Annotated in this window: 25 protein-coding genes; 10 read left to right on the forward strand and 15 right to left on the reverse strand. The window is 71.4% G+C overall.

All coding sequences use genetic code 11. From position 1 onward, the window contains the following. The first annotated feature begins 9 nt into the window (after positions 1 to 9). Both ACFYZB_RS39370 and ACFYZB_RS39375 read left to right on the forward strand, forming a co-directional pair. Positions 10 to 639 (forward strand): TetR/AcrR family transcriptional regulator, encoded by a 630-nt coding sequence (locus ACFYZB_RS39370; protein WP_388766629.1) that lies wholly within the window; start codon positions 10 to 12, stop codon positions 637 to 639. Between the two features lie 63 nt (positions 640 to 702). Further along, the gene (locus ACFYZB_RS39375; RefSeq protein WP_388766631.1) at positions 703 to 1,425 is read left to right on the forward strand and encodes a bifunctional DNA primase/polymerase; all 723 of its coding nucleotides are present in this window, start codon (positions 703 to 705) and stop codon (positions 1,423 to 1,425) included. A gap of 73 nt (positions 1,426 to 1,498) precedes the next feature. Here ACFYZB_RS39375 and ACFYZB_RS39380 read toward each other — a convergent pair whose 3' ends face one another. Beyond that, positions 1,499 to 2,392, reverse strand: coding sequence for a hypothetical protein (locus ACFYZB_RS39380; RefSeq protein WP_388766633.1), 894 nt, complete (start codon positions 2,390 to 2,392; stop codon positions 1,499 to 1,501). Between the two features lie 183 nt (positions 2,393 to 2,575). Between ACFYZB_RS39380 and ACFYZB_RS39385 the strand changes: the two genes are divergently transcribed. Beyond that, entirely contained in the window at positions 2,576 to 3,472 is an 897-nt protein-coding gene (locus tag ACFYZB_RS39385; RefSeq protein ID WP_388766634.1) for a hypothetical protein, read from the forward strand. Beyond that, positions 3,465 to 4,109 (forward strand): PhzF family phenazine biosynthesis protein, encoded by a 645-nt coding sequence (locus tag ACFYZB_RS39390; RefSeq protein WP_388766636.1) that lies wholly within the window; start codon positions 3,465 to 3,467, stop codon positions 4,107 to 4,109. The genes ACFYZB_RS39385 and ACFYZB_RS39390 overlap by 8 nt, the downstream gene beginning before the upstream one ends. 244 nt (positions 4,110 to 4,353) lie before the next feature. Here the strand turns inward: ACFYZB_RS39390 and ACFYZB_RS39395 are convergent, their stop codons facing one another. Both ACFYZB_RS39395 and map read right to left on the reverse strand, forming a co-directional pair. Continuing rightward, positions 4,354 to 5,001: a heme oxygenase (biliverdin-producing) gene (locus tag ACFYZB_RS39395; protein ID WP_388766638.1), complete on the reverse strand. Its 648-nt coding sequence runs from the start codon at positions 4,999 to 5,001 to the stop codon at positions 4,354 to 4,356. Between the two features lie 119 nt (positions 5,002 to 5,120). After that, on the reverse strand, positions 5,121 to 5,978 hold the full coding sequence (gene map / locus ACFYZB_RS39400) for a type I methionyl aminopeptidase (protein WP_388766640.1): 858 nt from the start codon (positions 5,976 to 5,978) through the stop codon (positions 5,121 to 5,123). A gap of 58 nt (positions 5,979 to 6,036) precedes the next feature. On the opposite strand from map, the gene ACFYZB_RS39405 reads away from it, so the two are divergent. Beyond that, a complete protein-coding gene (locus ACFYZB_RS39405) occupies positions 6,037 to 6,270 on the forward strand; it encodes a hypothetical protein (RefSeq protein WP_388766641.1) in 234 nt (77 codons plus the stop codon). Positions 6,271 to 6,290: 20 nt separating this feature from the next. Here the strand turns inward: ACFYZB_RS39405 and ACFYZB_RS39410 are convergent, their stop codons facing one another. Beyond that, a complete protein-coding gene (locus ACFYZB_RS39410; RefSeq protein WP_388766643.1) occupies positions 6,291 to 7,568 on the reverse strand; it encodes an MFS transporter in 1,278 nt (425 codons plus the stop codon). Between the two features lie 99 nt (positions 7,569 to 7,667). Further along, positions 7,668 to 8,264, reverse strand: coding sequence for a hypothetical protein (locus tag ACFYZB_RS39415; protein ID WP_388766644.1), 597 nt, complete (start codon positions 8,262 to 8,264; stop codon positions 7,668 to 7,670). Positions 8,265 to 8,411: 147 nt separating this feature from the next. Here ACFYZB_RS39415 and ACFYZB_RS39420 point away from each other — a divergent pair, with 147 nt between their 5' ends. The 3 genes from ACFYZB_RS39420 (at position 8,412) to ACFYZB_RS39430 (ending at position 10,497) form a co-directional block, all read left to right on the forward strand. Beyond that, on the forward strand, positions 8,412 to 9,527 hold the full coding sequence (locus tag ACFYZB_RS39420; RefSeq protein ID WP_388766646.1) for an exo-alpha-sialidase: 1,116 nt from the start codon (positions 8,412 to 8,414) through the stop codon (positions 9,525 to 9,527). Further along, positions 9,524 to 10,246 (forward strand): NADPH-dependent F420 reductase, encoded by a 723-nt coding sequence (npdG, locus tag ACFYZB_RS39425; RefSeq protein ID WP_351203585.1) that lies wholly within the window; start codon positions 9,524 to 9,526, stop codon positions 10,244 to 10,246. Before ACFYZB_RS39420 ends, npdG begins: the two co-directional genes overlap by 4 nt. A 71-nt stretch (positions 10,247 to 10,317) precedes the next feature. Further along, positions 10,318 to 10,497, forward strand: coding sequence for a hypothetical protein (locus ACFYZB_RS39430; RefSeq protein WP_351203587.1), 180 nt, complete (start codon positions 10,318 to 10,320; stop codon positions 10,495 to 10,497). Here ACFYZB_RS39430 and ACFYZB_RS39435 read toward each other — a convergent pair. Continuing rightward, positions 10,479 to 11,249 carry a site-2 protease family protein gene (locus ACFYZB_RS39435; protein ID WP_351203589.1) on the reverse strand — a complete coding sequence of 257 codons (771 nt, stop codon included), beginning with the start codon at positions 11,247 to 11,249 and terminating at the stop codon, positions 10,479 to 10,481. The two genes, ACFYZB_RS39430 and ACFYZB_RS39435, sit on opposite strands and share 19 nt — an antisense overlap. 118 nt (positions 11,250 to 11,367) lie before the next feature. Between ACFYZB_RS39435 and ACFYZB_RS39440 the strand changes: the two genes are divergently transcribed. Continuing rightward, positions 11,368 to 11,709, forward strand: coding sequence for a DUF6578 domain-containing protein (locus tag ACFYZB_RS39440; RefSeq protein ID WP_388766648.1), 342 nt, complete (start codon positions 11,368 to 11,370; stop codon positions 11,707 to 11,709). A gap of 14 nt (positions 11,710 to 11,723) precedes the next feature. Then, positions 11,724 to 14,990, forward strand: a complete 3,267-nt coding sequence (locus ACFYZB_RS39445; protein WP_388766720.1) for a BTAD domain-containing putative transcriptional regulator — start codon at positions 11,724 to 11,726, stop codon at positions 14,988 to 14,990. A gap of 11 nt (positions 14,991 to 15,001) precedes the next feature. Here ACFYZB_RS39445 and ACFYZB_RS39450 read toward each other — a convergent pair whose 3' ends face one another. From ACFYZB_RS39450 to ACFYZB_RS39490, 9 genes are all read right to left on the reverse strand, one after another. Continuing rightward, a complete protein-coding gene (locus ACFYZB_RS39450; protein WP_388766649.1) occupies positions 15,002 to 15,817 on the reverse strand; it encodes an ABC transporter permease in 816 nt (271 codons plus the stop codon). Then, on the reverse strand, positions 15,814 to 16,839 hold the full coding sequence (locus ACFYZB_RS39455) for an ATP-binding cassette domain-containing protein (protein WP_351203595.1): 1,026 nt from the start codon (positions 16,837 to 16,839) through the stop codon (positions 15,814 to 15,816). Before ACFYZB_RS39455 ends, ACFYZB_RS39450 begins: the two co-directional genes overlap by 4 nt. A 133-nt stretch (positions 16,840 to 16,972) precedes the next feature. Beyond that, positions 16,973 to 17,281 carry a cupin domain-containing protein gene (locus tag ACFYZB_RS39460; protein ID WP_388766651.1) on the reverse strand — a complete coding sequence of 103 codons (309 nt, stop codon included), beginning with the start codon at positions 17,279 to 17,281 and terminating at the stop codon, positions 16,973 to 16,975. A gap of 144 nt (positions 17,282 to 17,425) precedes the next feature. Further along, a complete protein-coding gene (locus ACFYZB_RS39465; protein ID WP_388766653.1) occupies positions 17,426 to 18,295 on the reverse strand; it encodes a TauD/TfdA dioxygenase family protein in 870 nt (289 codons plus the stop codon). Positions 18,296 to 18,336: 41 nt separating this feature from the next. Continuing rightward, the gene (locus ACFYZB_RS39470; protein WP_388766655.1) at positions 18,337 to 18,885 is read right to left on the reverse strand and encodes an FcoT family thioesterase; all 549 of its coding nucleotides are present in this window, start codon (positions 18,883 to 18,885) and stop codon (positions 18,337 to 18,339) included. Between the two features lie 17 nt (positions 18,886 to 18,902). Further along, positions 18,903 to 20,183 carry an aspartate kinase gene (locus ACFYZB_RS39475; RefSeq protein WP_388766657.1) on the reverse strand — a complete coding sequence of 427 codons (1,281 nt, stop codon included), beginning with the start codon at positions 20,181 to 20,183 and terminating at the stop codon, positions 18,903 to 18,905. Further along, positions 20,180 to 21,442, reverse strand: a complete 1,263-nt coding sequence (locus ACFYZB_RS39480) for an MFS transporter (protein WP_388766659.1) — start codon at positions 21,440 to 21,442, stop codon at positions 20,180 to 20,182. Before ACFYZB_RS39480 ends, ACFYZB_RS39475 begins: the two co-directional genes overlap by 4 nt. Next, a complete protein-coding gene (locus ACFYZB_RS39485) occupies positions 21,439 to 22,707 on the reverse strand; it encodes an acetyl-CoA carboxylase biotin carboxylase subunit family protein (RefSeq protein ID WP_388766661.1) in 1,269 nt (422 codons plus the stop codon). Before ACFYZB_RS39485 ends, ACFYZB_RS39480 begins: the two co-directional genes overlap by 4 nt. 63 nt (positions 22,708 to 22,770) lie before the next feature. Next, a complete protein-coding gene (locus tag ACFYZB_RS39490; RefSeq protein ID WP_388766664.1) occupies positions 22,771 to 23,670 on the reverse strand; it encodes a homoserine O-succinyltransferase in 900 nt (299 codons plus the stop codon). Positions 23,671 to 23,722 lie beyond the last annotated feature (52 nt).

Raw genomic sequence — 23,722 nt, forward strand, 5'->3', positions numbered from 1 at the left:
CGTCCCCTCATGGTCAAGAAGCCGGCCCCCGACGCCACCCGCCGCAGCGAGAAGTCCCGCAGGGCGATCTACGCCGCCGCCCTCGCCCTGGTCGGCGAGGTCGGGTACCCGAAGACCACCGTCGAGGGGATCGCCGCGCGGGCCGGGGTGGGCAAGCAGACGATCTACCGCTGGTGGTCGTCCAAGGCGGACGTCCTGCTGGAGGCGTTCCTCGACCTCGCCGGGCAGGCGGCACGGGAAGCAGGCCGGGAGCCGTACACCGTCCCGGACACCGAGGACCTCGCCGCCGACCTCAAGGCGGTGCTGCGGATCACGGTGGACCAGCTGCTCGACCCGCGCTTCGAGGTTCCCTCCCGGGCGCTGGCCGCCGAGGGCCTGGTCAACGAGCCGCTCGGCCGCCGGTTCGTCACCGAACTCCTCGAACCCCAGCTCCAGCTGTACGTCGACCGGCTGCGCTCCGCACAGGACGCCGGGCACGTACGGCCCGGCGTCGATCCCCGTATCGCCCTGGAACTGTTCGTCTCACCGCTCGCGCAGCGCTGGCTGCAGCACACCGGGCCGATCTCGTACGACTACACGGACACCCTCGTCGAGTACGCACTGCACGGAATCGCATCCCAGCCACCCCGAAGCACATGAAGATGGGACGATAAGGCACACTGTCCGCACACCAGCGAGGCGACCACCAGACCGAGGGGATAGATGAGCGCGACGTTCGGCGGCCGGTCCGGCCGGCAGGGCAAACTCTCCCAGTGGCTGCTCGGACGCCGCCCGAAGGAGGCCCCCGACGAGGGGGGCCGTGAGGCCCTGCTGGTGGCCGCCGCCGCGGCGGGCCTGCCGCTCGCCCCCGCCGCGCACCCCGCCCCCGGCTACCGCTGTTCCTGCGACCGCGTCGGCTGTCCCACCCCCGCCCGGCACCCGGTGTCCTTCGCCTGGCAGACGCAGTCCACCACCGACCGCGCCCAGATCGAACGCTGGGCCCGGCACCAGCCGCAGGCCAACTTCATCACCGCGACCGGCATGGTGCACGACGTGCTCGACGTGCCCCTGGAGGCCGGGCGGGAGGCGCTGGAGCGGCTGCTCGGCTCCGGCGTCGAGGTGGGGCCCGTCGCCGAGAGCGACGACGGCCGCATGCTCTTCTTCACCCTCACCCGCGGCACCCCCGAGGACGAGGACGAGTGGTGGCCGTGCGAGCTGGACTGCCACCCCGAGACCATGGACGAGCACCCGTTGCTGCGCTGGCACTGCCGGGGCTCGTATGTGCTGGTGCCCCCGGCTCGGCTCCCCGGTGACGATCAGTCGGTGCGGTGGGTACGGGGACCGGAGCACGCGCTGCCGGATCCGCTGAGCCTGCTGGAGGTGCTGACCGACGCGTGTTCGCGGTACGTGGGCGCGGAAGGGGCCGGCTGGCCCCTCCGGCACTAGGAGTTCGGCGGTGCTGGGGCGCCCCGCTTCGGGGAGCTCGGCGGTGCTGGGGTGCCCCGCTTCGGGGCGTTGATCACTCGCCCTGCGCCGAAGTGAGCCCCGGCACCCTGCCCAGCACCGACACCTTCCCGCTCCCCGCCGGGTCCAGTGCGACCTCTCCCGACATGAACTCCAGCGTCAGGGACTGCTTCACCTCGCCCTTGGTCAGTGCCTGTACGTCCTTGTTCGTGACCGGGACGGTGGTTCCGGTGGCGGCGGTCTGCTTCTCGTAGTGGTGTGTGGTGAAGAACACCAGCGCCCCGCCGTCCGCCGTGCGCAGCGCCAGCGGTGCGTAGCTGCCGTTCGTCAGCGGCCCGTCGATGAACTGCGTGACCAGGCCCGGCTTGCGGTCCCGTCTGGCCCGGTCGGCACGCTCGCCGCTGGTGTAGCTGCCGTCGGCGAAGGTCTGGCCGCCCTTCTTCAGGTACGTCGCGTACGCCTGGCTCAGCTTCCCCGGGGCGACGGCGAACTGCTGGGAGCCGACCGGTACCGCCTCGGCCCAGCCGTCCTTGTCCGTCGTGAACTCCGGTACCGCGGACGGCACCACGAGGGTGACGTAGGCCACCCGCCAGCGCTCGCCGAGGTCGCCCCGGGTGAACACCATCAGCCAGCGCTGGTCGCCGGTGTTGCTGCCCTTGGCGTCGGCGACGAACCAGCGCGGCCAGCCGGCCTTCTTCGGGATCGTGATCTTCACGTCCGACAGCTTCAGCGGCACGTGGTTCGGGTTGCCGGACGGGCTGTTGGTGTGCCTGGCCTTCAGCCGGGCGGCCGTGATGTCGCCGAACGGGCCGGTGAGATAGGGCGCGTCCAGGGAGTTGTCGTAGGCCTTGTCGGCCTCGTTGTACGCGGTCGTGAACGCGGTGAGCGCCTTGGCGGCCTCGGCACGGGTGGCGGCGGGGAGTACCTCGCGCTCCCCGTGCACCACCATGCACCCGCTCGCCGTCAGTGACAAAGCGGTCAACGAGGCCGCTATGAGTGCGTTTCGGTCACGCCTGCGGAGCCTGTGCGGGCTGCGATCCCTGCTCATCGGGTCCCTTCACCTTCCCCTTCCCGGAGGCGAACCCTACCCTGGACGACCGTCGGGGCCGAGGTCCGTGGGACGCTGGCCGGCATGGCGAACGCGCGCAGGGAACCGCTGGGGGCCGGCCGTCTGGTTCTCGACATCCGGGACCGGCCGGAGCCGTCGTCGCTCCGCTTCGAGACCGCGGACGACGGCAGGATGGTGCTCCTGCGGCAGTCCGGGCGCCCCCTGTTGCTCGGCCGGTCGGTCGCCGACGGCGCGCCGTGCTGCCCCGAGCTGTATCTGCACCGCCTCGACGGCTACCGCTCGCCGCTGCCGCCGCTGCGTGCGGCGCAGCAGCGGTCCTCCGTCAACTGGCCGCACGAGTACGCCCGTCGGCTGGAGGAGGCGACCGGGACCCCGCTGAGCGACGGCCGCTGGGAGCTGGCCCTGCGCACCGGATTCCCGCCCGGCATCTGGGAGGAGGACCTCGTGCGGGAGTGGCCCGGCGGCACGCTGGAGCTCTCCTGCGGTGGCGGCTGGCACGGTGTCGTCCCGCTGCGCCCGCTCTCGCCACCCGACTCCGGCCGGGTCAAGGCGCAGCGCAGACTCGTCCGCGAGGGCACGGCCGCGCCGGTCCTGCTGTGGTGGGTGTCCTTCCTCGACGGCTGGCTCCTGCTCGACGGCCACGATCGGGCGGTGGCGGCGCTGGCGGAGGGCCGCAGGCCGGACTGCGTGGTGCTGACCCGGCTGCCCGCGGCCGACGTGCAGTGGCACGGCGCCGAAAAGGTCCACGAGGCGCACGAGTACCACCTGCAGCGGCTTGCCGCGCTTCCCCCGGGGCCGGGAGCCGAACGCCAACGGGACGCCGTGAACCGGGCCTACGGCGACACCCTCGCCGGGTTGCCGTACGCCTCGGTGGCCACCGGTACCCACCCGCTCCCCGGCGGCGCCCCCGCCTGGGACGCGCTCGCGGGCGCCGCGATGTTTCAATTCCCCCGTGACTGACTACGACGTACTCCGTGTCTTCTGCGGACCGAACGGCGGCTACGGCAACGAACTCGGTGTCGTCCGCGACGGCTCGGTGCTGCCCGAGCGCGGTGACCGGCAGGAGCTGGCCGCCAAACTCGGCTTCAGCGAGACCGTGTTCGTGGACGACCCCGAGCGCGGCGTGATCGACATCTACACGCCCACCCTGCGCCTGCCCTTCGCCGGTCACCCCTGCGTCGGCACCGCCTGGCTGCTCGACGTGCCCGAACTCGTCACGCCCGCCGGGGTCGTCGGCGCCCGGCTGGACGGGGAGTTCAGCTGGATCGAGGCCCGCGCGGAGTGGGCGCCGCCGCGCACCCTGCGTCAGTACGGCAGCGCCGCCGAGGTCGACGCCCTGGAGATCCCGGCACCTGGTGAGTGGATCTACGCCTGGGCCTGGGAGGACGAGGCGGCCGGCCGCGTCCGCGCCCGCGCCTTCCCCGGCCGGAACGACGGCATCGACGAGGACGAGGCCACCGGCGCCGCGGCCCTCCTGCTCACCGACCGGCTGGGCCGCGCCCTGAACATCACCCAGGGCAGGGGATCGCAGATCCTGACCGCACCGCAGCCGGAGGGATGGGTGGAGGTCGGCGGCCGGGTCTACCTGGAGCGCTGAGCACCCTCCCACGCTAGGCCCTGTCGTCAAACTCCCTCCCCCAGCCTTCGGCCGGGAGGTGCCCCCAGCCCCGCGACGCCATGCACGCACTCTCGCCGCACCGGGCCCGGGCCCGAGTACGTCCAGTACGAGGGCCAGGGCCCGGCACTCCCCCAGCCTTCGGCCGGGGGGGGACCCCCAGAGCACGCACCTGACGCCGCAGGGCCCGCCCTTCGGGCGGACGACGGGAGTTTGACGACAGGGCCTAGGCGCTCAGCGGGAACTCCTCGCCCAGGGCCCGGAACACGCCTGTGTTCAGGGCGAACGCCCGCTTGCACTCCGCGATCACCCGCTGCTTCTCCAGCTCGTCCACGTCCACCGCATCCAGCAGTTCGCGGTAACTCCGCTTGAACGCGGCCGGGTTGGGGACGCCCTCGAAGACGTAGAAGCGGACGCCGTCGCCCTTCCTGGCGAAGCCCCAGGTCCTCTCCGCCCGGTCGCGGATGATCTGGCCGCCGGACAGGTCGCCCAGGTAGCGGGTGTAGTGATGGGCGACATAGCCGGCGGGCCAGCGCTCGGCGCACTCGCGGACCCGGGCCGCGTACTCCCGCGTGGCCGGCAGGGCGCTCAGGCCCGCCCGCCACCCCGGCCCCCGCAGATGCGCCAGGTCGCGCTCCAGCGCTGCCAGCCGGAACAGCTCGGGCCGGACGAACGGCCCCGCCACCGGATCCGCCGCCAGCCGCCCGGCGCCGCCCTCCAGGGCCTCGTACACGAACCACAGCTGCTCCGTGTAGCGGGCGTAGGCGGCCACGCCCAGCCGGCCGCCGAGCAGGTCGCTCATGAACGTCGAGGTCTCCGCCTCCACGTGCTGCTCGTGCGACGCGGTGCGGATGAGGGACGAGAACGACTCCATGGACACTCCCCGGTTTGCCGACAGCCTGTCGGTAAGTTTACCGACAGGCTGTCGGAAACGCATCAGGGGCATGAGAAAGGCCCGCCCTCCGAGGAGAGCGGGCCGAGGCGAGCGCGCCGTTACGGCAGGGTCAGGATGTCCGCGCCGGTCTCCGTCACCACCAGCGTGTGCTCGAACTGGGCCGTCCGCCTGCGGTCCTTCGTCACGACCGTCCAGCCGTCCTCCCACATGTCGTACTCGTGGGTGCCCAGGGTCAGCATCGGCTCGATGGTGAACGTCATGCCCGGCTGCATGACCGTCGTCGCGTGCGGGCTGTCGTAGTGCGGGATGATCAGGCCCGAGTGGAAGGAGGTGTTGATGCCGTGGCCGGTGAAGTCGCGGACGACTCCGTAGCCGAAACGCTTGGCGTAGGACTCGATGACCCGGCCGATGACATTGATCTGCCGGCCCGGCCGGACCGCCTTGATCGCGCGGTTCAGGGCCTCCCGGGTCCGCTCCACCAGCAGCCGGGACTCCTCGTCCACGTCCCCGACCAGGTACGTGGCGTTGTTGTCGCCGTGCACCCCGCCGATGTACGCCGTCACGTCCAGGTTGACGATGTCGCCGTCCCTGAGGACCGTCGAGTCCGGGATGCCGTGGCAGATGACCTCGTTGACCGACGTGCACAGGGACTTCGGGAAGCCGCGGTAGCCGAGCGTGGAGGGGTAGGCGCCGTGGTCGCACATGTACTCGTGGGCGACCTTGTCCAGCTGGTCCGTGGTGACCCCCGGCGCGATGATCCTCGCGGCCTCCTCCATCGCCTGCGCGGCGATGCGGCCGGCGATCCGCATCGCCTCGATGGTCTCCGGGCTCTGCACCTCCGGTCCGGTGTACGGCGCCGGCGCGGGCTTGCCGACGTACTCGGGGCGGCGGATGTTTCCGGGTACCGAACGGGTGGGGGACAGCTCCCCCGGTACGAGCAGCGACTGGCCAGACATGACAGCGAGTCTATCCAGCCGACATGGGGGAACATGACGTTGGCGAGAGGAGCTGTTCATGCCCCTGTTCAAGAAGCGCACCGTCGGCAAGCCGGGCGAGTGGTACTACTGCCTGGAGCACAAGAAGGTCGAGGAGGGCCCGGAGTGCCCGGGCAAGGACCGCTTCGGACCGTACGGCTCCCCGGAGGAGGCCCATCGCGCGATGGAGACGGCCGCCGAGCGCAACCTCCAGTGGGAGAACGACCCGCGCTGGCACGACACGGCGGCGGGCGGGAGCACCGACGACGACTGAGCAGGACCGGGCAGCCCTGATCAGGCCTGTACGGCCGTGCGCTGCTCGCGCATCCGTACCGCGTGCTCGTTGGTGCGGGCGTCGTACGTCATGAGCCCCGGCAGACACAGCGCGAGCAGTCCCATGGCGCCCGCGCACGCCAGCCCGCCGGAGACGACGGAGGCCCGTACGCCCGCCCAGGCGGCCATGCCGCCCGCCCGGACCTGGCCGAGCTGCGGGCCGACCGAGTAGGACAGCAGCTCGATCCCGGCGAGCCGGCCGCGCAGCTCGTCCGGGATCGTCTGGTTCCACATCGCCGACCGGAAGATCCCGCTGACCATGTCGAAGCCGCCGCCGACGGTCAGGAGGACGAGGACCAGCCACACGTTCCCGCACACGCCGGCCGCCGCGACCGCGAGGCCCCAGCCCGTCGCCGACAGCACCACCATCAGCCCGTGCCGGTGGATCCTCGACGCCCAGCCACTGGTCAGGCTGACCAGCATCGCGCCGGCCGGGACGGAGGCGTACATCAGGCCGAGCGCCCAGTCGGCGTGCAGTTCGTCGGCGAGGAACGGCAGCACTGCCAGCGGCATGGCCAGGAACATCGCCGCGAGGTCGACGACGTAGGTGCCGAGGAGTTCCTTGCGGCTCCAGGCGTACCGGGCGCCCTCCAGGACGGCGTGCAGCGAGGGCTTCGACGCCTCGTGCGAGGCGGGGGAGGGGGCGATGCGGACGATGTACGCCAGCGAGACGGCGAAGGTCAGCACGTCGGCGGCGTACGCCCAGCCGAGGCCCGCGCAGGCGACGACCACGCCCGCGACGGCCGGGCCCGCGACTCCGCCGACGGTCCAGCGCAGCGAGTTCAGCGAGGCCGCGGCGGGCATGTCGGCATGGGCGACGATCCGGGGCCACAGGGAGTCGAGGGCCGGGCGCTGGACGGAGGCCAGGGCGGAGGAGAGGGCGGCGACGGCGTACAGCGGCCAGACCATGGGGTGCGGGGCCAGCGCGTTGAGCAGCAGAACGGCACTCAGCACACCCTGCCCGGCCTCCGTCCACACGATGAGCTTCCGCTTGTCGAGCGCATCGGCGAGGGCGCCGCCGTACAGGCCGCACACGACGAGGGGCAGCAGCTCCACGGCGCCGATCGCGCCCACGGCAGCCGCCGAGCCGGTGAGGTCCTTCAGCTGGACGGGCAGCGCGACGAAGGTGAGGAAGCTGCCGAAGTTGCTGATCAGGCCCGACATCCAGAGGCGGCGGAAATCCGCGGAGGCCTTCCAGGGGGCGAGGTCGGGGAGGAGGGCGCGGGTCACTTCAGGCATGTTCGGCTGCCGGGCAGGGTGGGGCAACCGTTTTTCCTTCCCCGTCCGCCCACCCGTCCCGGTCGGCCGAGAGGCTGGAGGAAGAGGCCCGTTGCACCGTCACCAGGGGGCCGGCGGCGGTGCCGTCAGCGCTTCCGCCAGCCTTGCCAACCTGTCCCGGAACCCCCGCCGAACCCTCGGAGAGCCCCCGTTCTCGCCGGCCGCCGCGCTGACCAGGTGCTGGACGGTGTCCAGGTCCAGCTCCGCCCCGTCGGGCACGGCCAGCGTGTCATGGGCCATGGCCGCGAGGTCGCCGTCACCCGGCCCCAGGGCCAGTACCGTCACCCCGGCCCGCCGAGCCGAGTGGACCCGTTCCAGCAGCGGCGCGGGCTCCTCGGGAGCCACGACCAGCAGGGTCTCGCCCCGCCGTGCCGCCTCGATCCGGCCCGGCCCCACGGCCAGGTGGGGCGGGTCGGAGGGGCGCACGTGCTGCCGTACCAGGGTCGGCGCCAGCTCGGGCGTCCCGGACCACGCGGCCTCGTCCACCAGATGCGCCGCCAGATGCCACGGCTCGTACTCCGGCGTGCCCACCAGCAGCAGCCCGCCCCCGTGCGCCACCACCGACCCGCGCAGCACCCCCGCGAATCTCCGGGTGGCCCCCAGCCACTCGGTCCCGGCGAGCACTTCCCGCAGCAGCGCGACCCGTACGGCGTCCATACGCCCGCATCCTGCCGCAAACGGTCACTCGTGACGTGGAGTTCACCCGGAATTCGCCCGCCCCGGGGACATGCACCGGTCACCGTGCGAACAGGTCCCCGCACGAACCGGTCCCCGTCCCCCTCACCTTCGCCGAGGAGCCGCCCGATGGCCGAGGTCACCGTCCCCTTCCGCGCCGGACACGAGGGCTACGCCAGTTTCCGGATCCCTGCGGTCGTGGCCACCGGCGCCCGCACCCTCCTCGCCTTCTGCGAGGGCCGTGTCGACTCAGCCGCCGACCACGGGCACATCGACATCGTGCTCAAGCGGTCCACGGACGGCGGCCGCACCTGGGGCCCGCTCCGGATCGCCGCGAGCAACGGCACCGATCTCGCCGGAAACCCCGCCCCCGTCGTCCTCGACACCGGCCGCGTCCTGCTCGTGCACATCCGCGCCGCCGCCACCGCCACCGAGGCCGCCGTCCTGCGCGGTCAGGTGCCGGACGCCGACGGGCGGCGGGTGTGGGTGCAGCACAGCGACGACGACGGCGTGACCTGGTCCGCGCCGAGGGAGATCACCGCACAGGTGAAGAAACCCGGCTGGCGCTGGTACGCCACCACACCCGGCCACGCCCTCCAGCTGAGCACCGGCCGGGTCCTCGTCCCCGCCAACCACACCCTGCCGCCCACCGGCACCGACACCGGCGCCGAACCGCGGTACAACTGCGGCCACTGCCTGCTCAGCGACGACCGGGGGGAGTCCTGGTACCTCGGGTGTCTCGACGAGAGCACCGACGGGTACGTCAACGTCAACGAGACCACCGCCGCCGAACTCCCCGACGGGCGCGTCTACTTCAACACCCGCAACGACTCCCCCTCGCCCGGCAACCGCGCCGACGCCCGTTCCGAGGACGGCGGGCGGACGCTCGTCGAACCCTTCCGACCGCAGGCCGGGCTGACCGCACCCGTCTGCCAGGCCTCCGTGCTCCAGCTGCGCGACCCGGACCTGCTCCTCTGCTCCGGCCCGGCCGACCCCGCCTCCCGCGCCCGGATGACGATCCGCGCCTCCACCGACGGCGGCGCCACCTGGCGCCCGGCGTTCACCGCCGACGGGCTGCCGGCCGCCTACTCCGACCTGGTCCGCGTCGATGCGGACACCGTCGGACTCCTCTACGAGACCGGCGACTTCGGCGCCTACGAGACCATCGCCTTCCGCCGGGTTCCGGTGGCGCGGCTCGCGCGGGCCGGTGCCGTCCCCCGCACGGACGTAGAGTCGCACCCATGACCTCTACGACCTCTTCCGACAGCGCACAGACCCCGGCCAAGGCCCCCGCCAAGGACCCCTGGGACCTGCCCGACGTCTCCGGCTACGTCGTCGGCGTGCTCGGCGGCACCGGACCGCAGGGCAAGGGCCTCGCCTACCGGCTCGCCCGGGCCGGCCAGAAGGTGATCATCGGGTCCCGGGCCGCCGAGCGCGCCCGGGCCGCCGCCGAGGAGTGCGGCCACGGTGTCGAGGGCGCCGACAACGCCGAGACCGCGCGCCGCAGCGACATCGTGATCGTCGCCGTACCGTGGGACGGCCACGGCGACACGCTGAAGGCACTGCGCGACGAACTGGCCGGCAAGCTCGTCGTGGACTGCGTCAACCCGCTCGGCTTCGACAAGAAGGGCGCCTACGCCCTCAGGCCCGAGGAGGGCAGCGCCGCCGAGCAGGCCGCCGCCCTGCTGCCGGACTCCCGCGTGACCGCCGCCTTCCACCACCTTTCCGCCGTCCTGCTCCAGGACCCGGAGATCGAGCAGATCGACACCGATGTGATGGTGCTCGGCGAGGAGCGGGCCGATGTCGAGATCGTGCAGGCCCTCGCCGGGCGCATCCCCGGCATGCGGGGCGTCTTCGCCGGCCGGCTGCGCAACGCCCACCAGGTCGAGTCGCTGGTCGCGAACCTGATCTCCGTCAACCGCCGCTACAAGGCCCACGCCGGGCTCCGCGTCACGGACGTCTGAGCCGATGGGGGACACTGGTCGGCGAAGCAGTGAAGCAGTCCCGAGCAGTGTCCCCCACAGGAGCCACCCCCATGCCCCGCATCGCCCTCTACACCCTCGTCGTCTGCGTCCTCGCCGTGGCCGCCGCCGTCGTCTCCTTCGCGCAGGGCAGCTGGCTGGGGATCGTCTGGGTGCTGCTGGCGGGTCTGACGTCCAACATGACCTGGTACTACGTCAAGCGCGACCGGGCGGCTCAGGCCCAGAACCGGTAGAGGCTCCAGCCGTACGAGGTGTCCAGGTCGCTCACTCCCAGTGCGCGCAGGATCGCGTGGATCATGTCGAAGAACGCGATGTTGACCGACGGCACCCACAGCAGCGCGAACGCGAACAGCAGGCCGAACGGCGCGAACGGCTCCACCTGCCGCTTCACCCTGTACGACAGCCAGGGCTCGAGCACGCCGTAGCCGTCCAGGCCCGGTATCGGCAGGAAGTTCAGGATCGCCGCCGTCACCTGCAGCAGGGCCAGGAAGGCGAGCGCGCACCGGAAGTCGGTCGGTACGCCGCCCAGCGCGTCCAGCCAGAAGGGGGCCGTGCACACGGCCGCGAACAGCACGTTCGTCAGGGGGCCCGCCGCCGAGACCAGGCTGTGCCGCCAGCGGCCCCGGATCCGGCCGCGCTCGATGAACACCGCGCCGCCGGGCAGCCCGATCCCGCCCATGATCAGGAAGAGGACCGGGAGCACGATGCTCAGCAGCGCGTGCGTGTACTTCAGCGGGTTCAGGGTGAGGTAGCCCTTGGCGCCGACGGTGATGTCACCGCTGTGCAGGGCCGTGCGCGCGTGCGCGTACTCGTGCAGGCACAGGGAGACGATCCAGGCCGCCGTCACGAACAGGAACACCGCGACGCCCCGCTGTGTCGCATACCCCGTCCAGGTGGCCCAGCCCGCCACCGCCGTCACGGCCAGGATCCCGAGGAACACAGGACTGACCCGGCGATCGCCGCGGCGGGTGGTGGCGGTGGCCATGGCGGGCTCCCGTGCTGAGGGGGGACGGTCAAGGACTGCGACCGTACCGGCCGCGCACTCGTCGGGGAAACGTCTCGCGCCCGCCGTCCGGTTCCTGGACCCTGGAGGAATGCCACGGATGAGGGTGTTCTACGAGAACTGGCAGATGGAGTGCTGCGGCACGCCCTTCGCGGTGGGCGACGAGGTGGCCTGGCCGCTGGTCGCCCACGACGCCGAGGACATCCGGCAGGGCCGCGGCTACGGCGCCGGGGCCCGGGTGGAGAACCACGGCGGCCCGGACAGCATGGAACCGGTACCCGGCGCGCACACCCTGGAGGCCGTGGGCGCCTGCCCGAAGTGGTTCGAGAGCCAGGAACCCGGCAGAGAGCCGGGCCCCCACCGGATCCGCCGCGCCGTCGGCGTCCTCGTCGCCCTGGAGGTCCCGGACGGCACGCCGCCCGAACCCGGTGACCACCGGTGACCGCTCCGGCGACAATGGTCTCCGTGCGCTACCGGCTGCTCGGCACCATCCAGGTACTCCGCCCCGACGGCACGGCCGTCCCGGTCGGCGGGGCGCGGCTGCGTGCCCTGCTGGGCGTGCTCGCGCTCCGGGCCGGGCGGACCGTGCCCGTGGGCGTGCTGGTCGACGAGGTCTGGGGCGCCGACCCGCCCGCCGACGCCGCCGGTGCGCTCCAGGCGCTGGTCGGCCGGCTGCGCCGCACCCTCGGCGCGGACGCCGTCGCCTCCGCCGAGGGCGGCTACCGGCTGACCGCCGCGCCCGACGACATCGACCTCAACCGCTTCGAGCGGCTCACCGGCGACGGCCTGCGGGCCCTCGCCGACGGCGACCCGGCCAAGGCCGCCGCCGTCCTGGACGACGCGCTCGCCCTGTGGCGCGGCCCGGCGCTCGCCGACCTGCCCGACCACACCGCCGAGGCGGCCCGCTGGGAGACCCGCCGCCTGGACGCGCGGCGCGCCCGGCACACCGCCGGCCTCGCCCTCGGGCACGCCGAGCAGTCCCTGCCCGAGCTGACCGCCCTGTGCGACGAGCATCCGCTGGACGAGCCGCTCCAGGCGCTGCGGCTGCGCGCCCTGCGCGACGCCGGCCGTCCGGCCCAGGCCCTCGCCGCCTACGAGGACGTACGACGGCTGCTCGCGGACCGGCTCGGCTCCGACCCCGGGCCCGAACTGCGCGCCCTGCACACCGAGTTGCTGACCCAGGCGCCCGCCGAACCCGAGCACCGGGCGCTCGGCAACCTGCCCGCCCGGCTCACCTCCTTCGTCGGCCGGGAGACCGACATCGAGGCCATCGGCGCCGATCTGGGCGCCGCCCGCCTGGTCACCCTGCTCGGGCCGGGCGGCGCCGGGAAGACCCGGCTGTCCCAGGAGGCCGCCGAGGCGGTACGGCACACCGTCCCGGACGGGGTGTGGCTGGCCGAACTGGCGCCCGTGGACGACCCCGAGGCCGTACCGCAGGCCGTGCTCACCGCCATCGGTGCCCGCGACACCGTGCTGCACGGCGCCGGCGCCGAGAGCATCCGCGCCGTCACCGACCGGTACGACGACCCCCTCGAACGGATCGTGGAGCACTGCGCCCGGCGCCGGATGCTGGTCGTCCTGGACAACTGCGAGCACGTGATCGAGGCCGCCGCGCACCTCACCGAGCGGCTGCTGGCCCGCTGCCCGAAGCTGACCGTCCTCGCCACCAGCCGTGAACCCCTCGGCGTGCCGGGGGAGTTGGTGCGCCCGGTGGAGCCGCTGCCGGAGCCGGTCGCGCTGCGACTGCTCGCCGACCGGGGCGCGGCGGCCCGGCCCGGATTCCGCGTCGAGGACGACCCCGAGGCGTGCGCGGAGATCTGCCGGCGGCTCGACGGACTCCCGCTCGCCATCGAACTGGCGGCGGCCCGGCTGCGGATGCTCACCCCGCGCCAGATAGCCGCCCGGCTCGACGACCGCTTCCGGCTGCTCACCTCCGGCAGCCGCACCGTGCTGCCCCGCCAGCAGACCCTGCGGGCCGTCGTGGACTGGTCCTGGGAGCTGCTGGACGCCGACGAACGGGACGTCCTCGCCCGGCTGTCCGTCTTCGCGGGCGGCTGCGACCTGGCCGCCGCCGAGGCCGTGTGCGGGCCCGTCGCCCTGGACGCGCTCGGCTCCCTGGTCGACAAGTCCCTGGTGGTGGCCGCGCCTCTGCCGGACAAGGGGGCCGAGGGCGGGATGCGCTACCGGCTGCTGGAGACGGTCGCCGAGTACGCCGGTGAACGGCTGGAGGAGACCGGGCACCGTACCGACGCCGAGCGCGCCCATCTGACGTACTACCGCGAACTCGCCCGCGGCACCGACCCGTTGCTGCGCGGCCCCGAACAGCGGGCCGCCATCGAACGGTTCCAGCTGGAGTACGAGAACCTGCGCACCGCGCTGCGGCACGCCGTCACCGCCCGCGACGAGCAGGAGGCGCTGTGCCTGCTGCTGTCCCTGGTGTGGTTCTGGCAGATGCGTGACCAGCGCATCGAGACCCGCACCTGGTGCCGGGAGGTCATGGCGCTCGGCCCCGACCCCTTCGCCGAGCCCGTCCGGCCCGCCGAGCCGGTGTGGCAGCGCTGCACCGACGCCCCGCCCCCGTACACCGGCGAGGTCCTCGCCGAGGCCCGGCGCGGCGTCCACCTCGCCCACCTCGCCTGCATGGACCATGAGCTGGAGGCCTGGCAGACCCCCGAGGCCCAGGCCAAGCTGCGCGCCATCACCCGGGTCTACCGCCCCGGGCTGCCGCAGACCTGTCGCGCGCCCGGCATGCTGTGGTTCTTCGCCGTGATGCTGACCGGCGGTGTGGACCCGATGCGGGAGGTCATCGACGCCTGCGTGCAGACCAGCCGGGAGACCCCCGGCTTCGAGTGGGAGCTGGCCGGCGCCCTGCAGATGCGCGCCAACATCCTCGCCAACCGCGCCGCCTGGGCCGGCAACGCCACCCGGGACGCCGAGGAGGCCCTGGAGATCTACCGCCGCCTCGGTGACGCCTGGGGCACCGCCGAGGCGCTGTCCGCCCGGGGCGAGGCCCACGAACGCCAGGGCGAGTATCCGGAGGCCGCCGCCGACTACCGGGCGGCCGTCGCACACGCCGAACGCCTCGGCGCCCGCGGCCAGATGGCCGTCCTCCGCGCCCGCCTCGGCAGCGTGCTGATGGAGGCCGGGGACATGGAACTGGGCGAGCAACTGCTCCGGGACGTCATCGCGAGCAGGGACGGTTCCCTCAACGAGGCCATGCCCGCCGCCCGGCTGTTCCTCGCCTGCTGGCTCGGCCTGACCGGCCGTACCGCCGAGGCGCGTGAGCAACTGCGCCTGCTGCGCGAGGAGTTCAAGATCGCGCACTTCGTCGTCTTCAACTCCATGATCCTCACCCAGGAGGCCTGGCTGGACGCCCTCGACGGCCGTGCCGAGGACGCCCTGGAGCGGGTCGGGCGGGCCCTGCACCTCGCTCGGGACCCGCTGGCCCAGGCCATCGCCCCGCACCTGGACTCCGTCTGCCTCTACACCGCGGCGATGGCCCTCGCCCGCGTCGACGGCGGCAGCCGCGCCGTCGACGCCGCCCGCTGCCTGGGCGCCGCCCGCGCCCTGCTGCCCTGCGGGCACATCCTCTCCGGGGTCGAGCGCCGGTGCCACGACATGGCCGAGGACCGGATCCGGGAGGTCCTGGGCGGACCCGCCTACCGGGCCGCGTACGCCGAGGGCGGTGGCCTCTCCCTCGCGGAGGCCACCGCCCTGGTCTGAGGCACGGGTGCTCAGGTCTTGGTGCGGAACTTGTGGATGGCGACCGGGGCCATCACCGCGGTGATCCCCACCGACCAGGCCAGCGTCACCCACAGGCCGTGGGTGACCGGGCCACCCACCATCAGACCGCGCGCCGCGTCGGCGAGGCCGGACATCGGGTTGTAGTCGGTGAAGTGCCGCAGCCAGCCCGGCATCGAGTTGGTCGGGGCGAAGATGGACGAGCCGAACTGCAGCGGGAACAGCGTCAGGAAGCCCATCGCCTGAACGGACTGCGCGTTCTTCATGATCACGCCGAGGGTCAGGAAGACCCACATGATCGACGACGCGAAGAGCGTCGCCAGGCCCACGGCGGCGAAGAGCCCCGGCCAGTCGGTGATGTCGAAGCCCACCAGCACACCGACGACCAGCAGGACGGCCGTCGCGATCAGCATGCGGGCCAGCTCCACCGCGATCTTCGCGAAGAGCACGGAACCACGGCCGATCGGCAGGGACCGGAACCGGTCCATCACACCGCTGTTGAAGTCCTGGTTGAAGCCGGTGCCCACGCCCTGGGCCATGGACAGGCTCGTCATGGCCATCAGGCCGGGTACGACGTACTGGACGTACCGGTGCTGTCCGCCGCCCAGGGCCTGCCCGATCGAGCCACCGAAGACGTACACGAACAGCAGCGTGAAGATGACCGGCATCAGCAGCGCGTCGAACATCGACTCCGGGTCCTGGCGGATCCACAGCAGGTTGCGGCGCAGCAGGGCGCCGGTGTGTCGCAGGTGTCCGCGCAACGGAATGCGGACGTCGGCGGCGCGGGTGGCGGCGCTTGCGGCGCTCATACGGTGACCTCCTGGCGGGAGTCGGCGGGCGTGGCGTCCTGCGGGGCACCGGCGCGGTGGCCGGTGAGGGAGAGGAACACCTCGTCCAGGCTGGGCAGTTCGGTGGTGATGGAGGAGATCGTGATGCCGCGCGCGGTGACCGCGCCGACCACGGCGGTCAGTTGCTCGTCGCTGAGGATCGGCACCAGCAGGGTGCCGGTCTCGGTGTCCACGGTGGTGGTCGCGAGTCCGGTGATGCCCAGTTCGTCCAGCATGGCGGCGAGCGGCCGCAGCTGCAGCGGGTCCACCGGCCGGATCCGCAGGGTGCGCCCGCCGACCCTGGCCTTCAGCTCCTCGATGCCGCCGTTCGCGATGACCTTGCCGCGGTCGACCACGGTCAGCTCGGAGGCGAGCTGTTCGGCCTCCTCCATGTACTGGGTGGTCAGCAGCACGGTGACGCCGTCGCCGACCATCGCCTTCACCTCGTCCCACACCTCGTTGCGGGTGCGCGGGTCGAGCCCGGTGGTCGGCTCGTCCAGGTACAGCACGGCAGGGCGCCCGATCATCGAGGCGGCGAGGTCGAGTCGCCGCCGCATACCACCGGAGTAGGTGCTCGCCGGCCGCCTGGCCGCCTCCGTCAGGGAGAAGCGCTCCAGCAGCTCGTCGGCGCGGGCGCGGGCGTCCTTGCGGGACAGGTCCAGCAGCCGGCCGATCATGTACAGGTTCTCCCAGCCGGGGAGCTTCTCGTCGACGGAGGCGTACTGCCCGGTGAGCCCTATGACCCGGCGCAACTGCCTCGGCTGCCGTACGACGTCGTACCCGGCCACGGTGGCCCGGCCGGCGTCCGGGGTGATCAGGGTGGACAGGATCCGTACGAGGGTGGTCTTGCCGGCGCCGTTCGGACCGAGCACGCCCATCACGGTGCCCTCCCGCACGTCCAGGTCGACACCGTCCAGCGCCTTGGTCTCGCCGTAGTGCTTGACCAGTCCCCGTACGTGCACGGCGTGGCTTTCGCCGACGGGGTTCTCATGGATTCGCGTCATGAGGAAGACGGTGCCAGCGCCCACCGACAAACCGCCTACAGACCACCGACACCGCCGACAGCTCCCCGACATGATCGGTCAGGGGCGGTCAGGACCTGTCGGTGGACGTGGCGGGGTGGTGTGTTCAGGCAGCTCAGGCCTCCTGGGGAACCTCCACGATCAAGAGGGTTCCCCGGCTGCCCGGCGCTACGGCGTGGCGCACGCCGGCCGGGACCTGGTACATCTCACCCGTCCCTACGGTCACCGGGGTGCCGTGGACAACCAGTTCCAGCCGTCCGTCGAGGACGACCAGGATTTCGGGTGTGCCGTGTGCCTCTTCCACCACCGGCGTCCCGTCCATGCGCAGCAGCTTCACAGATGCGGTGCCGATCTCCCCGAGTAGCCGGGAGCGCCAGGCGGCAGGCAGGGCCAGGGCCGCATCGAACAGGTTGACCAGGCTCATGGCATACCTCCGGAAGCGCCCCTTGCAGAGGCGACGGCGACGGGTGAATGCCTGGACGTTACCTCCGCCCCACCGCCGCTTGGTCGACCGCGAGGCAAAGTCTGCCGCAGACGCGCAGCCTCGTCAGCGTGCTGCCGCGGCACTTCACCAGCGGTGTCCGTCCTGAACAGTCACCCGGAACGACACCGCGGGCTCCGGCTGCGTGGTGTGCAGGGCACGGTGCACCAAGCTGCGGTTGTCCCAGATCAGGAGGTCGCCCTCCTCGAAGTTCTGGAGGTGGATGTTCTCGTGCTCGAAGGTCATGTCCAGCTGCCCGGTCTCGGCCAACAGCTGTTGCAGCACCGCATCGTCGAGCGGCAGATCGTCCGCGTCCAGCAGTTCCTGCACCATTGCGGCGCTGATGTAGAGGATCTCCTCACCGGTCACGGGGTGGGTGACCACCGTGGGGTGGAATACGTCCGGGCTCTCCTTCTCTATCTCCGCGATCACCTCTTCGAGGGGCCGGAAGACATCGCCAGGACGGATCTTGAAGTAGCGACGGACGCTGTGCCGGGCCCGGGTCCCGGCAACGGCGGACTTGAGGTCCTCGGGCAGCTTCCCGTAAGCCTTGCCCATGTCGATGAAGTAGGTACCGCGGTTCTTCTTGGGTACGACTTGCGGGTAGATGAACGTCAGGGCGAAGGGGAGCTGCATGAACGAGTAGTCCGAATGCCAGAACTTTCCCGTCTGGGGAACCCCGACCCGCCTGTTGTTCTCCACCACATTCGAGGAGACGAAGATCTCCGGCACCTCGGGGTGCTGGTACATCGGCTGGTAGTACTTTTCGACATCTCCGAACCTGCAGCCGAGCTCCAGAAATTCCTGCGGCCCCAGATGCTGGTTCTTGAGGACCACGATCTTGTCCGTGTAGACGGACTTCCTGATGAGTTCTACATCCTCGTCGGAGGCGGTCTTCGTGTCGAATCCCGACACCACCACGCCCAGCTTCTTTCCGTCCTGCGGGCGGATCTCCACTGCTGTGCTCCTTGTCATTCGATGCTGAGGGGGAGGTGTTCTCACTTCAGGGGCGGATCGACGATGGCGAGGCGGACCGTACCGTCGGCTCGGCCCTCCGCGTCGTCCCAGTAGCGGCAGGCGCTCTCGACCAGGATCAGCGGCCTGCGGCCATCGGCGCCGGTTCGCTCCGTGACGCCGGTCAAGGAGAACTCCCCGGAGAAGCGCCGCCCGTTCACCGGGCGGCGGAACCTGCTTCGGAAATCGGTGATGAGGATGCTCGGCAACTGGCGCTGCCGGAAGTCATCCATGTCCCAGCGGTCGAACGGGGCGGTCAGACGCCCCTGAACCGTCTTCGCCAGGACGTAATAGGCCATCTGGTTGTAACAGATGTTGAATTCAACCGAGTTGAAATGTCCAGTGTCCGCGATATAGCAGGACTCCGGGATGGTGAACTCGCAGCGGGCCAACGGAAGTGCGCTCTCCGGCGAGAGGGAGACCGACGCGCTCCGCAGGTATCGGCAGTGCGGCAGGTACGGCGTGAGGACTTCGTCCAGCAGGGGCTGGTCGGTCTCCAGTACGGGGACGGCCTCTCGGACCTTGGTCTGCATGGGTGTCGCCTTTCTGGCTAGCGGCCGGTCCCCGCATACACCTTCGCCTCGCCGTCGCTCCGGTCGAGCCCGAAGCAGGTGTGTACGGCGCGGACGGCGATGTCGACCTGGTGCTGCGGTACGACCGCCTCGATGTTGATTCCGGATGACGTCACGAGGTGGACGTCGACGCCCTCGGCGGACAGTGCCTCGATGAAGGTGGCGGCAATGCCCGGGGTGGTGCGCACCCCCATCCCGACCAGCGAGAGCTTGGCGATCTCGGTGTCGTGGCCCAGCCACGTGAAGCTGACGCTCGACCGCACGCCCTTCAGCGCCCGCAGCGCCTGGGACAGCTCGTCGCGCGGCACCAGGAAGGAGATGTCCGCCAGGTCGGGGCAGACCGGCGAGGCCTTCACGTCAACCATGTCGACGCTGAGATGGGCGTCCGCGAGGGCTCGGAAGAGCTTCGCGGTGGCCTGTGGCTTGTCGGGAACACCGCGGACTGTGACCTGGGCGGCCGAGACGTCGTGGGCGACTCCGGAGATGATCGCGTGCTCCACCTGCTTACCCCCTTGCAGCTCAGGCTTTTCGTTGCTGACCCAGGTACCCGGTAGTCCGGAGAAGGACGAGCGGACGTGGATCGGGATGTTGTAGCGGCGCGCGTATTCCACGCAGCGGTGCAGCAGCACCTTGGAGCCGGAGGCCGCGAGCTCCAGCATGTCCTCGAAGGAGATCCAGTCGATCTTCGTCGCCTTCTTCACCACGCGCGGGTCGGCGGTGAAGATGCCGTCCACGTCGGTGTAGATCTCGCAGACCTCGGCGTCCAGCGCCGCGGCCAGGGCGACGGCCGTCGTGTCCGAGCCGCCGCGGCCGAGGGTGGTGATGTCCTTGGAATCGGCGGAGACGCCCTGGAAACCGGCGACGATCGCGATATTGCCCGCTTCGAGCGACTCCCGGATACGGCCGGGCGTGACATCGATGATCCGGGCCTTGTTGTGGACCGAGTCGGTGATGACGCCGGCCTGACTGCCCGTGAACGACTGGGCCTCGTGCCCCAGATTCTTGATCGCCATGGCCAGCAGGGCCATGGCGATCCGCTCTCCGGCGGTCAGCAGCATGTCGAATTCCCGCCCGGCGGGCATCGGCGAAACCTGCTCGGCGAGATCGATCAACTCATCCGTGGTGTCGCCCATGGCCGACACCACGACCACCACCTGGTTGTCGTTCTTCCTGGCGTCGACGATGCGCCTGGCGACCCGCTTGATGCCCTCGGCATCCGCGACGGAGGAGCCTCCGTACTTCTGCACCACGACGCTCATCGCCTGACCCCGCCCCCGCTGAGCAGGCGGAACACCAGCGGCGTAGCGGCGCAGCCGAGGGCCGCACTCACGATCCACGGCCACAACGGCCCCATGCCGTACAAGAGCACTCCGAACGCGGGCCCCAGCGACATGCCGGTCGACTGGCAGAAGCCGAGGAACGACTGGTAGCGCGCACCGGCCTCGGGCGGAGCAGCCTCGGCGGCGGCGGCAGCGGCGACCGGTGAGACCAGCATCTCGCCCACCGTCCACAGCAGGACCCCGCCGATGAGGAACGGCCAGGTGATGCCCAGTGCGTTGACGAAGAAGCCCAGGAACACGCAGGCGGCGCCGAGCGTGAGGGGAATCCGGGTCGGCAGCTTCCCGACCGCGAGGGACATGGGAACCTCGCAGAGGATCACCACCACGGCGTTCATGGTGAGCAGGGCCCCGAAGGCACTGGTGCTGAACCCGCTGTCCTTCATCGCCAGGGGAAGGGGGCCGGTCTGTTGCGCGTAGACCAGGGCGATGACGCCCAGCAGCACGCTCACACCGACGAACCGCGCGTCGCGCAACACGCCCGCCTGCGCCCCCGACGTATCGGGTGGCGCATCTCCCCCGGTGCGTGCCTCCGCCCCGGAGACCGAGGCACGCGGGGTGTCCTTCGGCAGGCCGAACAGCAACAACAGCGCGGCGGCCGCGGAGACCGCGGCGTTGCCGACGAGCAGTGAGCCCATGTTGCTCGCCGCCCAGAAGCCGCCGATCAGAGGTCCGATCGCGGCGCCGATGTTCAGGGCCATGCGGTAGATCGCGAAGAGCGTGACACGGCGGTCGGGAGGCGCGGCTTCGCCCACGACGGCCTGGGCCACCGGCCCGTAGGCCTGTACGGCAGCGCCCATCAGGCAGGCGAGGACGAGGGTGCCCCAGTACCCGGTGATCTCCACCAGGGCGAGGGAGAAGACCGCCGTCAGGCCCGTGGCCAGCAGCAGCGTACGGCGTCGGCCCAGCCGGTCGGAGACCCAGCCGGAGACGCCGGCCCCTGCCATGCCGGAGACGGCGACGAGGGCGAGGCCCAGCGTGATCTCGCGCGGTCCGTAGCCCCGGTCGGCCAGGACCAGGGTGAGGAAGATCGAGAAGAATCCGCCGACCCGGTTGAGGAACACGCCGAGCGAGACAACGGCGATGGGACGGGGCAGTGCCGGCCGGGCGTACCGGCCGGCGGTCCCAGCGTCGTCCGGCGCGGGAGCCTCGACCTCTCGGCGGCTGTCGGAGATCGTCACGGCTTCTGCCCCAGGGGCTCGTAGTCGAGCCCGACCAGGCTCTCGGCAGTGTCGAGCCGGGCGGCGCACTCCGCCTCGTCCCGCCCCTCGGCCACGACGAACGCGTAGCGGGCCACGAAGTCACCGGGCGGGGTCAGCAGTTCGGCACCGGGGCGCACGGCGGCCGTCATCTGCACGATGCCGTCCGTGTCACCGGGCTCGCCGAAGGTGATCTCCTTGACGCGCAGGTCCTGCTCCGGGCCGAGGAAGCGGATGCCCAGGGTCTTCGAGTGCGTCCGCTCGATGACCGGGCGGCGTCCGGTGACGACGTCCACGGCCACCAGGCCGGGGTCGATGCCGGTGGCGAGCTTGCCCAGGTACGGGATCAGGTCACCGCCGAGGCGCCCGTTGACCTCCACGATGACCGGGCCGCGCGAGGTGAGCTTGACCTCGGTGTGGGTGGTGCCGTGGGTGATACCGAGGGCCGCGTGGGCATCCTGGAGCATCCTGATGATCCCGGCATCGGTGAGCAGCGGGTCGTCGCCGGAGACGTAGTGGCCGGTCTCCACGAAGTAGGGCTCGCCGCCCAGCTGCTTGCGGCCCACGAACATCGGGGTGTATTCGCCGTCGAAGACGGCGCCGTCGATGCTGACCTCCGGACCGTCGAGGTACTGCTCGATGATGTAGTCGTCCGGCACGTGCACGCCCGGGTAGACGGCCGAGGTGGTCACGGCGAAGGCCTCCGCCATCTCGGCGGGCCCGGAGACCTTGACCACGCCCAGGCTGGAGCCGAGAGTGCGCGGCTTGAGCACCACCGGGTACTCCAGTCGCTCCGCGGCCTCCAGTGCCTCCTGAGCGGACCGGACGGTGGCGAACTGCGGCTGGCGCACGCCGGCCGCGGTCAGGCGGGCACGGCTGAGTTTCTTGTCCCGGCAGCCGAGAACGGTGTCGACGGACATGCCGGGCACGCCGAGCGCCTCGGTGACGTGGGCAGCCGACAGCAGGGTGCCCTCGTCGGGGCAGAACATGCCGATGATGCGATGCTCCTCGGCCAGGGTCTTGGCTGCCTGGACCACGGCATCGGGGTCGTAGCAATTCAGGGCCGTCGCACCGGCGACGTACTCCTTCTGCCAGGTGGGCTCGTCCGAATCGAACAGCCACAGAGTGAAACGCTGTGCGGCTGCTGAGAGCAGGTACTCGCGGTAGGGCCGGCTGTCGCGGTCCTTCTGGCTGCCGATGCCGATGACGAGCAGGATTCCGTCTTCGGATGCAAGCGGGGTGCTCATGGTGTCCATTCCTGGGGGGTAGGTCGGTGCGGGGGATTTCTGTGCGGAGAGCGGGCGTCCGGTTCAGCGGGTGACAGCCGGGCGGCGGCCCAGGACGTAGTGGCCGAGCCAGTTCGCGTAGAGCAGCCGGCCATGGGCGTGCCAGTTGCGGACCGGGGTTCGGGTCGGGTCGTCGCCGGGGTAGTAGCCGGGCGGGACGTGCATGGGAAGGCCCTTGGCGGTGTCGCGCTCGTACTGGTCCCGCAGGGTGTTCCGGTCGTACTCGGGGTGACCTGAGACGTAGAACTCGCGACCGTCCCGCCGCCCGGCGATGTAGAAGCCCGTCTCGTCCCCCTGCGCCAGGACCTCGATCTCGGACTCGGCCTGGAGGTCGGACAGTTGAGTGCCCGTGTAGCGGGAATGCGGTACCCGGAACTCCTCGTCGTAGCCGGCCAGCAGCGGCGAGGTCTCCTGCACGGCGCGGGTGGCGAAGTTCCCGAACATCTTGGCGCCCAGGTGGTGTTTGGAGATGCCGTAGTGGTGGTAGAGGGCGGCCTGCGCGCCCCAGCAGATGTACATCGTCGAGGTGACGTGGGTGCGCGCCCAGTCCATGATCCCGCACAGCTCGTTCCAGTACGTGACCTCTTCGAAGGCCAGCTCCTCGACCGGCGCCCCCGTGACGATGAGGGCGTCGAACCGGCGGTCGGCGACCTCGGCGTGCACCTGATAGTGCTCGTCCAGGTAGGCCTGCGGCGTGCTCTTGGACGTGTGCGCCGCGGGGCGCAGCCACGTCGTGCGCACGGGCAGCGGTGAGACCGACAGGAGCCTGAGCAACTGGGTCTCGGTGACCGGCTTGTTCGGCATGATGTTGAGGACCGCGACGTCGAGAACATCAGTACCCTCTGGGACCCCGTCCAGGACCGGGATGTTCTCCTCGGCCAGCTCGGCCTTCGCAGGGATGGGTTTGGGCAGGATGAGAGGCATCGTCCAGGCTCCGGGTTCGGGTTGGTGCGGGCGCGGAAGGTCGCCGACGTCG

The organism is Streptomyces sp. NPDC001852 (assembly GCF_042891825.1).
Taxonomy (GTDB): domain Bacteria; phylum Actinomycetota; class Actinomycetes; order Streptomycetales; family Streptomycetaceae; genus Streptomyces.